This is a genomic window from Actinoplanes sp. NPDC048791, from assembly GCF_040650095.1.
Lineage (GTDB): Bacteria > Actinomycetota > Actinomycetes > Mycobacteriales > Micromonosporaceae > Actinoplanes.
Genome location: NZ_JBEZGQ010000134.1, coordinates 1 through 13,114 on the forward strand (window position 1 = coordinate 1; position 13,114 = coordinate 13,114).

14 protein-coding genes are annotated in these 13,114 nt (G+C 69.6%); 9 read left to right on the top strand and 5 right to left on the bottom strand.

The window, feature by feature from the left end; translation table 11 throughout:
- The 5 genes from AB0C29_RS13075 to AB0C29_RS13095 all read left to right on the top strand — a co-directional run.
- A partial coding sequence (locus AB0C29_RS13075; protein WP_360819441.1) for a GrpB family protein occupies window positions 1-333 on the top strand: 333 nt, incomplete at its 5' end.
- A 507-nt stretch (window positions 334-840) separates the two neighbouring features.
- The gene (gene uvrB, locus AB0C29_RS13080; protein WP_360819445.1) at window positions 841-2,958 is read left to right on the top strand and encodes an excinuclease ABC subunit UvrB; all 2,118 of its coding nucleotides are present in this window, start codon (window positions 841-843) and stop codon (window positions 2,956-2,958) included.
- A 5-nt stretch (window positions 2,959-2,963) separates the two neighbouring features.
- Window positions 2,964-3,353 (top strand): ester cyclase, encoded by a 390-nt coding sequence (locus AB0C29_RS13085; RefSeq protein ID WP_360819448.1) that lies wholly within the window; start codon window positions 2,964-2,966, stop codon window positions 3,351-3,353.
- Between the two features lie 104 nt (window positions 3,354-3,457).
- On the top strand, window positions 3,458-4,297 hold the full coding sequence (locus AB0C29_RS13090; RefSeq protein WP_360819451.1) for a hypothetical protein: 840 nt from the start codon (window positions 3,458-3,460) through the stop codon (window positions 4,295-4,297).
- Window positions 4,298-4,553: 256 nt separating this feature from the next.
- Entirely contained in the window at window positions 4,554-5,414 is an 861-nt protein-coding gene (locus tag AB0C29_RS13095; RefSeq protein WP_360819475.1) for a GNAT family N-acetyltransferase, read from the top strand.
- Here AB0C29_RS13095 and AB0C29_RS13100 read toward each other — a convergent pair.
- Complete coding sequence (locus tag AB0C29_RS13100) at window positions 5,411-5,704, bottom strand: antibiotic biosynthesis monooxygenase (RefSeq protein WP_360819453.1); 294 nt, start codon at window positions 5,702-5,704, stop codon at window positions 5,411-5,413. The two genes, AB0C29_RS13095 and AB0C29_RS13100, sit on opposite strands and share 4 nt — an antisense overlap.
- Window positions 5,705-6,077: 373 nt before the next feature.
- Here AB0C29_RS13100 and AB0C29_RS13105 point away from each other — a divergent pair, with 373 nt between their 5' ends.
- Window positions 6,078-7,073: a TerC family protein gene (locus AB0C29_RS13105; protein ID WP_360819456.1), complete on the top strand. Its 996-nt coding sequence runs from the start codon at window positions 6,078-6,080 to the stop codon at window positions 7,071-7,073.
- Between the two features lie 57 nt (window positions 7,074-7,130).
- Here the strand turns inward: AB0C29_RS13105 and typA are convergent, their stop codons facing one another.
- On the bottom strand, window positions 7,131-8,996 hold the full coding sequence (gene typA, locus AB0C29_RS13110) for a translational GTPase TypA (protein ID WP_360819459.1): 1,866 nt from the start codon (window positions 8,994-8,996) through the stop codon (window positions 7,131-7,133).
- A gap of 161 nt (window positions 8,997-9,157) precedes the next feature.
- Between typA and AB0C29_RS13115 the strand changes: the two genes are divergently transcribed.
- Window positions 9,158-9,949: a transglycosylase SLT domain-containing protein gene (locus tag AB0C29_RS13115; protein WP_360819463.1), complete on the top strand. Its 792-nt coding sequence runs from the start codon at window positions 9,158-9,160 to the stop codon at window positions 9,947-9,949.
- 182 nt (window positions 9,950-10,131) lie between these two features.
- Window positions 10,132-10,557 (top strand): uL11 family ribosomal protein, encoded by a 426-nt coding sequence (locus tag AB0C29_RS13120; RefSeq protein WP_212993075.1) that lies wholly within the window; start codon window positions 10,132-10,134, stop codon window positions 10,555-10,557.
- A gap of 52 nt (window positions 10,558-10,609) precedes the next feature.
- Here AB0C29_RS13120 and AB0C29_RS13125 read toward each other — a convergent pair whose 3' ends face one another.
- Window positions 10,610-11,218 carry an ATP-dependent Clp protease proteolytic subunit gene (locus tag AB0C29_RS13125; RefSeq protein ID WP_360547827.1) on the bottom strand — a complete coding sequence of 203 codons (609 nt, stop codon included), beginning with the start codon at window positions 11,216-11,218 and terminating at the stop codon, window positions 10,610-10,612.
- Between the two features lie 151 nt (window positions 11,219-11,369).
- On the opposite strand from AB0C29_RS13125, the gene AB0C29_RS13130 reads away from it, so the two are divergent.
- A complete protein-coding gene (locus AB0C29_RS13130) occupies window positions 11,370-11,984 on the top strand; it encodes a cysteine hydrolase (protein ID WP_360819467.1) in 615 nt (204 codons plus the stop codon).
- A gap of 3 nt (window positions 11,985-11,987) precedes the next feature.
- On the opposite strand, the gene AB0C29_RS13135 is transcribed toward AB0C29_RS13130, so the two are convergent.
- Both AB0C29_RS13135 and AB0C29_RS13140 read right to left on the bottom strand, forming a co-directional pair.
- Window positions 11,988-12,641, bottom strand: a complete 654-nt coding sequence (locus tag AB0C29_RS13135; RefSeq protein WP_360819470.1) for an MBL fold metallo-hydrolase — start codon at window positions 12,639-12,641, stop codon at window positions 11,988-11,990.
- Window position 12,642: 1 nt separating this feature from the next.
- The coding region (locus AB0C29_RS13140) for a maleylpyruvate isomerase family mycothiol-dependent enzyme (RefSeq protein WP_360819472.1) at window positions 12,643-13,114 on the bottom strand (472 nt) is incomplete at its 5' end.

The window sequence follows — 13,114 nt, forward strand, 5'->3', positions numbered from 1 at the left end:
CGCCGGGCGGGCGACTGGTACGACAATGCCCGCGGCCTGCCCGGCCGGACCTGGCCGAAGCGGTTGCACGGCAGCGCGGACCCGGGACGGCCGGTCAATCTGCACGTACGGGTGACGGGCTCGCCGGGCTGGCGTTTCGCGCTGCTGATGCGGGATCACCTGCGCGCGGTGCCGGCCGCCCGGGACGCATATGCGCAGGCCAAGCAGGAGTGGGCGGCGCAGCACCGGGACGTGGAGGGCTACGCGGAGGCGAAGGAGCCCTGGTTCGACGCGGAGGCGGCCGCGGCGGACGCCTGGGCGCAGGCGAGCGGCTGGCAGCCGCCCAGGTCCTAGCCGCTGGCAGCCGCCCAGGTCCTAGCCGCTGGCAGCCGCCCAGGACCTAGCCGTTGGCAGCCGCCCAGGTCCTAGCGGCTGGCAGCCGCCCAGGACCTGGCGGCCGGCCGGCCCGGCCCCGTCCGCGTCCGGACTGGTCGCGTCCGGAGTGGTCGCGTCCGGACTGGTTGCGTCCGGTCGGGTCGCTGGCCTTCGAGCGGGTCGGCGGCGTCCGGGCGGGTCCGGACAGTAAGGGGCGCTCGCGGCGGCCGGTTCGCGCGAGTGCGCGACCATCGCGGATGCGCGCGCCGGACGGAGCCGGGGCAGCTATCCGCGGGCCTGCCCGGGCGCACCGTGTGATGGTGCCGGACCGGGCCGGACGGCCGCCGCGAGCGGCCTACCCGATCACCGTATAGCCGCAGGTGAACGCTGGACAATGCCGTTTCCCGGGGCCGAATGTGCACTCTGCGAACAGGGTCACCCGGCACCCGCGGAAACTTGTCACACCCGCGACGTACGGTGGTCTGCATGGCGCTCGACATCCCACGACTCGACGGCCGCTTCGAGGTCGTCAGCGACTACAAACCCGCCGGTGACCAGCCCACGGCCATCGCCGAGCTGGAGCGCCGGGTGCGCCGCGGCGACCGCAACACGGTGCTGCTCGGCGCGACCGGCACCGGCAAGAGCGCCACCACCGCCTGGCTCATCGAAAAGCTGCAGCGGCCGGCGCTGGTGATGGCCCCCAACAAGACCCTGTGCGCCCAGCTCGCCAAGGAGTTCCGCGAGCTGATGCCCAACAACGCGGTCGAATACTTCGTCAGTTACTACGACTACTACCAACCCGAGGCGTACATCGCCCAGTCCGACACCTACATCGAGAAGGACTCGTCGGTCAACGAGGAGGTCGAGCGGCTGCGGCACTCGGCCACCATGTCGCTGCTCACCCGGCGCGACGTGATCGTGGTGGCGACCGTGAGCGCGATCTACGGCCTCGGCACCCCGCAGGAGTATGTCGAGCAGGCTGTCAAGATCAAGGTCGGCCAGGAGTGGGACCGCGACAAGCTGCTGCGCCGCCTCGTCGACATCCGGTACGCCCGCAACGACATGGCCTTCCAGCGGGGCACCTTCCGGGTCCGCGGGGACACCCTGGAGATCATCCCGGCCTACGAGGAGCTGGCGGTCCGCGTCGAGCTGTTCGGCGACGAGATCGAGAAGCTCTACTACCTGCACCCGCTGACCGGCGACATCGTCCGCGAGGTCGACGAGCTGATCATCTTCCCGGCGACGCACTACGCGGCCGGCCCGGAGCGGATGGAGCGGGCGATCCGCGACATCGAGGCCGAGCTGGCCGAGCGGCTCGCCGAGCTTGAGCGCCAGGGCAAGCTCCTGGAGTCGCAGCGGCTGCGGATGCGCACGACCTACGACATCGAGATGATGCGCCAGGTCGGCTTCTGCAACGGCATCGAAAACTACTCGATGCACATGGACGGCCGGTCGCCCGGCGAGCCGTCGCACACCTTGCTGGACTACTTCCCGGACGACTACCTCACCGTCATCGACGAGTCGCACGTGACGATCCCGCAGATCGGCGGCATGTACGAGGGCGACGCCTCCCGCAAGCGCATCCTGATCGAGCACGGCTTCCGGCTGCCCAGCGCCGCCGACAACCGGCCGCTGCGCTTCGACGAGTTCCTCGAGCGGGTCGGGCAGATGGTGTTCCTGTCCGCGACGCCCGGCCCGTGGGAGATGGGTCAGGCCCAGGGCGAGTTCGTCGAGCAGATCATCCGCCCGACCGGCCTGGTCGACCCGCAGGTGGTGGTCAAGCCGACCAAGGGCCAGATCGACGACCTGATGCACGAGATCAAGCTGCGCACCGAGAAGGACGAGCGGGTCCTGGTCACCACGCTGACCAAGAAGATGGCCGAGGACCTTACCGACTACCTGCTGGAGAACGGCATCCGGGTCCGCTACCTGCACTCCGAGGTCGACACCCTGCGCCGCGTCGAGCTGCTCAAGGAGCTGCGCAAGGGCGACTACGACGTGCTGGTCGGCATCAACCTGCTCCGCGAGGGTCTCGACCTGCCCGAGGTGTCGCTGGTGGCGATCCTCGACGCGGACAAGGAGGGCTTCCTGCGCAGTGGCCGCTCCCTGATCCAGACGATCGGCCGCGCGGCCCGTAACGTCTCCGGCGAAGTTCACATGTACGCCGACAAGATGACCCCGTCCATGCGCGACGCGATCGAGGAGACCGACCGCCGCCGGGAGAAGCAGGTCGCCCACAACAAGGCGAACGGCATCAGCCCCGAGCCGCTGCGCAAGAAGATCCACGACATCCTGGACGACATCTACCGCGAGGCCGAGGACACCGACGCGGCGGTCGGCGGTCAGCTGGTGGGCGGCGGCGGCCGGCAGATGTCGCGCGGCAAGGGCCCGGTGCCGGAGACCCGCTCGAAGGCCCGCGCGAGCTCGGTGCCAGCCCGTGAGGGCATGGCCCGGGCGGAGCTGGCCCAGCTGATCCAGGATCTCAACGACCAGATGCTGGGCGCGGCCCGCGAGCTCCAGTTCGAGCTGGCGGCCCGGATCCGCGACGAGGTCCAGGAGCTGAAGAAGGAGCTCCGCGGCATGGACATGACCGGGGTGCGCTGAGGACGATGCAGCGATCGGAGGCGGAGGCGTTCTACCGCGAGTACAACGCGGTGTGCAACGCCCACGCCTTCGATCGCCTGTCCCAGTTCGTGGCCGAGGACGTCCAGGTCAACGACGAGCCGCAGGGCCTGACCGCGTACGTGGCAGGTCTGCGTGAGGTGGTCCGCGCGTTTCCGGACTACCGCTGGGAGATCCGCGGTCTGCTGATCGACGGGGACAGGATCGCGGCGCACTTCACGGACACCGGGACTCACCGCGGTGAGTTCCTGGGGGTGGCGCCGACGGGGCGCAGGGTTTCGACGCGGGAGTTCGCGGTGTACGAGCTGGAGGCGGGCCGGATCGCGCGGGTGTGGGTGGCGGCGGACAACCTGGCGGTGCTCGACCAGCTCCGCTGATCGGCCGGATCACCGCGCCGTCCCCGGTCGCGGGAATGTGGGCTCGCGCCGAGGCCCATCTTCCGGCCGGTGGCGACGTCGACCTCCGTGGCCGGCACGGCGAGATGGCCCACGCCGAGGTGGTCTCCGCCGACGCGGTTCTGTTGCAGATGGCTCCGGAGGATGATGCCGCCATGGGTTTCGACGTCAGGGACAGGGTGCGGTCGGGAGCGCTGGCGGCGAGCTGCGCCGGCTTCGTGGTGATTCCGAGTCTGGGACCGCTGCTCGGCAAGGGCGAACAGACCCGCCGGTACGACACCGTCATCACCCCGCCTGACTATGCGTTCGCCGTGTGGGCGCCGATCTTCGCCGGTTGTGTCGCCTCCACCGTCGCCCAGTGCCTTCCCGGCGCACGCGACGAAGCGGTCAGCCGCCGGACCGGTTGGCCCCTCGCCGGCGCCTACGCCGTCAACGCCGGGTGGTCGCTGGCCGCCCAGAGCGGACGCTTCGGTTGGACACCGGCCCTGCTCCCCGCCGCGACTGCCTGCGCCGCTGTTGGATACGCCCGGCTGCAACACATTCCCGTCCGATCCCGAACGGTCGATTTGACGTCGATCAGCACCGGACTGCTCCTGGGCTGGACCGTCCTGGCGAGCGCCGTGAACGTCGCCGCGGGGGCCCTCGTCGCCGGGGCGGACAAGACGTCGCCGCGAACCGTCGCAAGCTCCGCAGCGGGGTTGCTCGCGGTCTCCGGCGCAGTGGCAGCGGCGGCCGCCGGCGGCGACCGCGGATGGCTGCCGCTGGCCGCAGCTTCGGGTTGGGGCCTGGCCACCACGGCGGTCACGACCGGCAGACCCAAGGGGGTACGCGCAGCCGCAGCGCTCGGCGCGGCCGGTGTCGCGGCGATCGCCCTGAGGAAAAGCCTGAGCCGACGCACGCCTGGGCCGGCCCGGAAGCGCGTCTAGCCCGTCGGCTCCCGCACCGGTAGGTCGAGTTGATCAGCCGCCTTCGACGGTTGCGCGGCTCCTCTTCCGGCGCCGCCGGCGGTTCGGCGCGGCTGGCGGTTCGGCGCGGCTGGCGGTTCGGCGCGGCCGGCGGGCTCACGATGATTCGTCCACCAGCGGACCCGATCCGAGCCTCGACAACTCCTTCCAGCGGGAGCCCGCCGGAATTCGGTGGGACGCGAGCCCGGTATTCCCTACGCTGGCGCCCGTGTCAACGATGGTCACCTGGGCGCCCCTGCCGTTCGACGACGAGGATGCACTCGTCTCCCTGGCCGCGCGCTGTCTAGCCGCCGACGGCGGGCTCCCGCTCGCCGCCGATCCAGCCTTCATGCGCCCACGGTGGCACGCCCCCGGCACCACCACCATCCAAGGCCGAGACCACGACGGCCGCCTCGTAGCCGCCGGTGCCGTACGCCCCACGCCCGCAACCGGTGGCGTCACCTTCTGCGGCCTGGTCGACCCCGAGGTCCGGGGCCGGGGGATCGGCTCTCACCTGCTCACCTGGGGCCTGGACCAGGACCAGCCCGTCACCGTCGAGACCGAGTCGCTGACCGGCCCGGCCGAGGAGCTCTTCGCCGCCCGTGGACTCCGGCAGGTCTTCGCCGAGGACGTCATGCGCATCGACCTCGCTGACGGCGTACCGGATGCGTCCTGGCCTGCCGGCACCCAGCTTGCCGCCTGGTCCGAAGCGCATGCGCCGCGCTTTCACGATGCTTATGCGGCCGCTTTCCGGGACCGGCCCGGCTTCCCCGGGTGGACCGCCGACGAGTGGATCGCCGACCTCACCGAGGACGAGGACTTCCGGCCGCAGTGGTCTGTGCTGGCGACCCTGCCCGACCTGGGCGACGCCGGGTTCGTCACCGCCGCGGTCGACTGGATCGTGCAGGTCGGGGTCGTGCCCGCCGCCCGGGGCCGCGGGCTCGGGGGAGCACTCGTCGCGGAGGCCCTGCGGCGGATGCGCGCCGACGGCGCGACCCACGCCTGGCTGGACGTCAACGTCGACAACCCGGCGGTACGGCTCTACCGCAAGCTCGGCTTCGAGCACCGGGGACGGCGGGCGCGCTACCGGCTCGGTTAGGCCGGCACGTCGTTGAAGTGTTCGACCAGCGGCGGCTTGGCGAAGTACGGGCCGATCAGCGCCCGCCACTGGTCGAAGCGGTCCGAGTTGCGGAAGTTCTCCTCGTGGGCCTCGATCGACTCCCACTCCACCAGCAGGACGAAGCGGGACGGTGATTCCACGCCGTGGGTCATCCGGACCGAGTGGCAGCCTTCGGTGCCCGCCAGGATCGGGTGGGCTTTGCCGTACGCCGCGGCGAACTGCTCTTCCTGACCGGGGGAGACGTCGATCAAGGCGACTTCGAGAATCATGCTCCGCAGCATGCCACAGCAGGAGAACTAGCCTCCTAGGATGCGGTAGAGGCTGTGCGGGTGGGTGTCTGAAACGTCGGCAGGTGCAGGGGTGTGTCCGGTTCGCGGGGAAAAGATGGCGAGAGCCTCGACACGGATAGCCGGGGTGATGTGCGAATCGGGCCGCCGATGCGACACAATGGCGGCGTAGGAGGGGAGTATTCCTCTGCGCCGGTCTCGTCAACACGGTTTTCACCCCTCGGGGTGAGCCCGGGGCCGGCGGTCGTCGCCCAGCCGGGCGCCGGCGGAAGAGACCTCCGACAGTCGCACGTCGCTGTCACCGCTTCAGTCCGGGGCGGGAGCAGCGATGAACCGTGTCTGCCGGAGGTTCCCGTTGAATGTTTCCGCCTGGGTCTGGGTCATCACCCTCGTTGCCCTGGTCGTTGTCCTTGCCGTTGATCTCCTGATCGTCGGCCGGCGACCGCACGAGCCCAGCATGCGCGAGGCAGGCGGCTGGGTCGCCTTCTATGTCACGCTGGCCCTCGCCTTCGGGGTGGGCGTGTGGGTCGCCTGGGGTGGTCAGGCCGCCGGCGAGTTCTACACAGGCTGGCTGACCGAATACAGCCTCTCGGTCGACAACCTCTTCGTCTTCGTGATCATCATGGCGCGCTTCGCGGTGCCCCGGCAGTTCCAGCAGAAGGTGCTGCTCATCGGCATCGTGCTGGCGCTGGTCATGCGGGGCGCGTTCATCGCCGCCGGCGCCGCTCTGATCGCGCAGTTCTCCTGGGTCTTCTACATCTTCGGCGCGTTCCTCGTCTACACCGCCGTCACGCTGCTCAAGCAGGGTGAGAACGACGAGGACGACTTCAAGGAGAACCTGCTCATCCGGTGGAGCAAGCGCGCGCTGCCGATCTCCTCGTCGTTCGACAGCGGCAAGATGACGGTGGTGACCGAGGCCGGCAAGCGGCTGTTCACGCCGATGCTCATCGTCATGATCGCGATCGGCACCACCGACCTGATCTTCGCGCTCGACTCGATCCCGGCGATCTTCGGCATCACCAAGGAGCCGTACCTCGTCTTCACCGCGAACGTCTTCGCGCTGATGGGCCTGCGCCAGCTGTACTTCCTGCTCGGTGGCCTGCTGGAGCGGCTGGTCTACCTCAACATCGGGCTGGCGTTCGTGCTCGCCTTCATCGGCGTCAAGCTGTTCCTCGAGGCGCTGCACACCAACGCGCTGGGCTTCATCAACGGTGGCGAGGGCGTGCACTGGGCGCCGGAGATCCCGATCTGGCTGTCGCTGCTGGTCATCCTGGGCACGCTGGGCATCGCCACGGTCGCGAGCCTGCTCAAGTCGTCGCGTGACAAAAGGAAAGAACTGATCAAGGCCTGAGCAAGGCAAAAGCCGGGGGTACGCGTGGTGCGTACCCCCGGCTTTTTTGTCTGTCCGTCAGCCCTGGTGCTTGCGGCGGGCCGCCGCCCGGCCGCGGACCTGCTGGTCGAGCACGACCTTGCGGATCCGTACGGCCGCCGGGGTCACCTCGACGCACTCGTCCTCGCGGCAGAATTCGAGCGCCTGCTCCAGCGACAGCTTGCGCGGCGGGATCAGCTTCTCGGTCTCGTCGGAGGTCGACTGACGCATGTTCGTCAGCTTCTTCTCCTTGGTGATGTTGACGTCCATGTCGTCCTGGCGGGAGTTCTCGCCGACGATCATGCCTTCGTAGACCTCGGTGGTCGGCTCCACGAAGAGCTGGCCGCGCTCCTGCAGGTTGGTCATCGCGAACGCGGTCACCACACCCGCCCGGTCGGCCACCAGCGAACCGTTCTGCCGGGTGCGCAGCTCGCCGAACCACGGCTCGTAGTCCTCGAAGATGTGGTGCATGATGCCGGTGCCGCGGGTCTCGGTGAGGAACTCGGTCCGGAAGCCGATCAGGCCACGGGCCGGGACCAGCCACTCCATCCGCAGCCAGCCGGTGCCGTGGTTGATCAGCTCTTCCATCCGGCCCTTGCGGGTGGACAGCAGCGTCGTGATGGCGCCCATGTATTCGTCCGGGGCGTCGATGGTCAGGCGCTCGACCGGCTCGTGGATCTTGCCGTCGATCGTCTTGGTGACCACCTGCGGCTTGCCGACGGTCAGCTCGTACGACTCGCGGCGCATCTGCTCGACCAGGATCGCCAGGGCCAGCTCGCCGCGGCCCTGCACCTCCCAGGCGTCCGGGCGCTCGGTCGGCAGCACCCGCAGCGAGACGTTACCGATCATCTCGCGGTCGAGGCGGTCCTTGACCATGCGGGCGGTCACCTTGCCGCCCTTGACCTTGCCGACCAGCGGCGAGGTGTTGGTGCCCAGGACCATGGAGATGGCCGGCTCGTCGACGCTGATCAGCGGCAGCGGGATCGGGTTCTCCGCGTCGGCCAGGGTCTCGCCGATCATGATGTCGGCGATGCCCGCGACGGCCATGATGTCGCCGGGGCCGGCGCTCTCGGCCGGCTTGCGCTCCAGGCCCTCGGTGATCAGCAGCTCGGAGATGCGCACGTTGCTGATCGTGCCGTCGGTCTTGCACCAGGCCACGGTCTGGCCCTTGCGGATCGTGCCCTCGTGCACCCGGCACAGCGCGAGCCGGCCGAGGAAGTTGGAGGCGTCGAGGTTGACGACGTGCGCCTGCAGCGGCGCGCCCTCGGTGTAGGTGGGGGCCGGGATGGTGTCCAGGATCGTGCTGAACAGCACCTCGAGGTCGGTGCTGTCCTCCGGGATCGTGCCGTCCTTCGGCTGGGTCAGGGAGGCGATGCCGTCGCGCGCGCACGCGTAGACGATCGGGAACTCGATCTGGTGCTCGTCGGCGTCGAGGTCGAGGAAGAGCTCGTACGTCTCGTCGACGACCTCCTTGATCCGGGCGTCGGGCCGGTCCACCTTGTTGATGATCAGGATGATCGGCAGCTTGGCCTGGAGCGCCTTGCGGAGCACGAAGCGGGTCTGCGGGAGCGGGCCCTCGGAGGCGTCGACGAGCAGGGCGACGCCGTCGACCATGGTGAGGCCGCGCTCGACCTCACCGCCGAAGTCGGCGTGGCCGGGGGTGTCGATGATGTTGATCGTGACGGGCTCGCCGTCGGCGGGCTTGTAGCTGATCGCCGTGTTCTTGGCGAGAATGGTGATGCCCTTTTCCCGCTCCAGGTCCATGGAGTCCATGGCGCGGTCGGCCATCTCGCCCCGTGCGTGGGACTGGCTCCCCTGGCGCAGCATGGCGTCGACCAGGGTGGTTTTGCCATGGTCGACGTGGGCGATGATGGCGACGTTGCGTAGGTCGGTGCGGGTCTGCATATCACCATTGTCCCCGGTCTTTGTTGCGGTGACGCTCCGGGGTCACAACCCGGAACCGGTGTCGGACCTCGTCCCTGATGGGCATTTTGTCGGGCGGCACGGGCGGCGGACCGCTGCTAGCGTTCGGGCGTCGTCTCCAGGCACCGGGAAGGACTTCGTCGATGAACCGCAGGCTTCTCCTGTTCGTCGCGGCCCTGGTCGGGTTGCTGGTGGTGAGCGGTTGCGGGCTCGGCGGCCAGAAGCAGCAGCCGGTCACGGTGGCGGCGCAGCCCACGGCCTCGGTGCCGGAGAACATCGTCGACCCGGTGCTCGAGGACGAGGAGCCCAGCCCGGAGCCGACCACGGCCAAGCCCAAGCCGAAAAAGAGCACGGCCAAGCCCAAGGCCACCCCGACCGAGGACCCGAACAACTTCCAGCTGCCCGCCTGCGCCGAGCGCGACGGCAAGGAGATGTCCAAGGCCAAGGCCAAGACGGCGCTGAAGGCCGCGGCCGGCAAGACGTACTGGCCGGGGTCCGCGCCGCAGCTCAAGGTGCCGAGCCGGCTGGTCCTGGTCACCGCCTGGCACGAGAGCGGCTGGACCTCGAACTACGTGAACTGCGACGGCGGCCGGGGCCTGATGCAGGTGATGCCGGACACCGAGGCGTTCATCAACCAGCGTTTCGAGAAGTCGTACACGGCCGAGGACTACAAGCAGAACGCGGTGCTCGGCGCCAACTACCTGGCCTGGCTGACCAAGGCGTTCGGCGACTCGTACTTCAAGGGCAAGTACGACCTGAGCACCAAGAAGTGCAAGAGCCACTCCAGCCTGTGCCTGCTCAACATGGTGATCGCGGGCTACAACATGGGCCGCGGGGCGGTCGACGAGGCGTACGCGCGCAAGGAGCTCCCCAACCAGCAGTACGTGGACGTCACCCGTTCGCTGATGAAGTCCTGCTACTGCGACCGCTACTAGCCGACCGGGTCGCCGGGCACCGCAGGGGCCGAGCTACACTAGTCGGCGGAACCCGAGACTGTGCCCGCCGCTTTGACCCATTCTCGAGCGCGGTAGTAAGGTCTCGGGGTTGTCGTGCGTTGATGATGCTGGCGAGCTCCTGATGTAGGTTCGTGCAGCACACACTAAGGAGCTTTTGCGTAATGCCGCCCAAGAAAAAGACCCATGAGGTAACCCTCGCGCTTGAGGCGGGTAACGCCGCGATGGTCGACCTCGGCAAGATGCTCGGCCCGACCGGCGCCAACATGCGTGCCGTCAAGGTCGAGTACGACGAGGCGACGTCGAAGCAGCGTGGCGAGATCATCCCGGTCGTCGTGTCGGTCTACGAGGACCGCAGCCACACGCTGACCTACAAGACTCCGCCGACGAGCTTCCTGATCCGCAAGGCTCTGGGCATCCAGTCGGGCGCGTCCAACCCGCTGACCCAGACCGTGGGCACGCTCAGCGCCGACCAGATCAAGCAGATCGCCGAGCGCAAGCTCCCCGACCTGAACGCGAACGACGTCGACGCCGCGGTGAAGGTCGTCGCCGGCACCGCGCGCTCGATGGGCGTCAAGGTCGCCGAGTAAGTCTCGTAAGCACCAGAACGGCGCGGGTCCCGATCGGGGCCCGCGCCGTTTTTCATGCCTCTTTGCCGACGACCTCGTCGATGAGGCCGTAGTCGCGGGCCTCGGCCGCGCTGAGCACCCGCCCGGCGGACAGGTCGTCCTCGATCCTGCTGCGGGTCTGGCCGGTCACCTCGACCAGGCGCAGCACGACCTCCTCCAGCTCACGCAGGTGCTGCCCGGCGGCCGCGGCCACCTCGTCGGCGGTGCCGGTGACCCCGGCCGCGCGGGGCTCGGCCAGCTTGAAGCGGGCATGCCGGTACGCGGAGCGGCGCTCGGCGGCGGCCAGCACCGCGAGCACGGCCCCGCCGGCCTCGGAGGTCACCACCGCGTGCACGGGCGCGGCCATGGCGTCCATGACGTCGATGACGGCGTGCGCCGCGTTCAGGTCACCGCCGGAGCTGGCCACGTGCAGCTGGATCGGTTCCGGCCCGGCCGCGTCCAGGGTGAGCAGGGCGGCGGCGATCCCCGAGGCGGCCTGCCCGGTGAGCGGGCCCCGGATCATCACGATGCGCTGGTCGAAGAGGCGTTCCTCGAGCCAGCCGGGAAGGGCGGGACCGCCGCCCGGCCACTGCTCGGGTGGGGGAGGAGGACTGGAAGGTTGCCATCGCAGATCGGGTGTCACCGGACCTCCGCGCGTCGAGGGGTGTTCCGAGTCTAGGGACGCGCGCACCGGATGGGGGAACGGTTCAGCCGTGGGCGGACGGCGCATTGCCCGCGGCTGCCCGGAGTGCTTGCATGGACACCATGTGACCCGCCGCACACCAGGAGTTGTGATGTCCGAACCGCTGCAGCTGGACCCCGCCACGACGGCACTCGTGCTGATCGAGTATCAGAACGAGTTCGTCTCGGAGGGCGGCGTGCTGCACAACGCCGTCGCGCCGGTGATGGACAAGACCGGGATGCTGGCCAACACGATCGCCCTGGTCGACGCGGCCCGCGCGGCCGGCGTGACGATCATGCACGCGCCGATCACGTTCGCGCCGGGCTATGGCGAGCTGTCGCGGCACCCGTACGGGATCCTCAAGGGAGTCGTGGACGGCAACGCCTTCGTCAAGGGCACCTGGGGCGCGGCGATCGTCGAGGACCTGACCCCGGCCGAGGGCGACATCCTCATCGAGGGCAAACGCGGCCTGGACACGTTCGCCAGCACGAACCTGGACTTCATCCTGCGCTCGCGCGGCATCTCGACGGTGATCCTGGCCGGCTTCCTGACCAACTGCTGCGTGGAGTCCACGATGCGCAGCGCGTACGAGAACGGCTACCGCGTCATCACCCTGACCGACTGCACGGCGGCGACCTCGGCGGAGGAACACGACAACGCGATCGCGTACGACTACCCGATGTTCTCCCTGCCGATGGAGTCGACCAGACTCACCGCCGCCCTCTGAGCCTCACCAGCCGCGCTCGCGCCATTCCGGCAGGTGGGGGCGTTCGTTGCCCAGGGTCGAGTCCTTGCCGTGGCCGGGGTAGAACCAGGTGTCGTCGCCCAGGCGGTTGAACAGCTTGGTCTCCACGTCACCGATCAGCGACGCGAAGTTCTTCTTGTCGCCGCGGGTGTTGCCCACGCCGCCCGGGAACAGGCTGTCGCCGGTCCACAGGTGGGTGATGCCGTCCGGCTCGCGGTAGAGCAGCACGATCGAGCCCGGCGTGTGCCCCACCACGTGGATCACCTCCAGCGTGCAGTCGCCCACCGCGATGGTGTCGCCGTCGCGGACCGTACGGGTCACCACCGGGATCGCCTCGGCGTCGTCGGCGCCCGCGATCGATTCCGCGCCGGTGGCCTTGATCACCTGCTGGAGGGCGCCGGTGTGGTCCGGGTGGCGGTGGGTGGTCACGACCGCCGTGAGGCCGGCCGGGCCGATCAGCTCCAGCAGGGTGTCCGCGTCGTTGGCGGCGTCGATCAGCACCTGCGTGCCGTCGGCCCGGCAGGTCAGCAGGTACGCGTTGTTGTCCATCGGGCCCACCGACACCTTGCGGACGGTCAGGCCGGTGAGCTCGCGCTCGGCCGGCCGGCCGCCGCGGGTCACGTCTCCGGTGTAGGACATGTCACTTCCACCTCGGGGGCTCGGGCAGTGCGCCGTCCGGCGACACCGTGAGGTCGCTGCCGTCGGCCCGGCCGGCCAGCCACGCCGCGATCGAGCGGGTCGGGCCGCTGATCTCCGGGGCGCCGTCCGGGTTGCCGATGGTCAGCGTGTGCTCGACGCCCTGCGGGCGCAGCACCAGGTCGAGGTCCTGGATGTTGGTGACGATCTCGCGCAGCAGGCGCAGCGCGAACGCGTCCGACCAGTCCTCGGGGCTGTAGCCGCGGCCCAGGTCGACGTGGTGCACCTCGACCTCGCGCAGCCGGGCCCACGGCACCGCGGCCGCGGACGCTCCGGTCGGGGCCAGGAAGAACGTCCACGCCTCGGCCGGCATCGCCGCGGCCGCGTCGGCGAGGCGTTCGTGGGCCTCGCGCAGGTCGGCGATCTGCACGGCCACCGGCCGGTCGGCGCCGGCGTCGATGCCGTCCGCGCGGGCC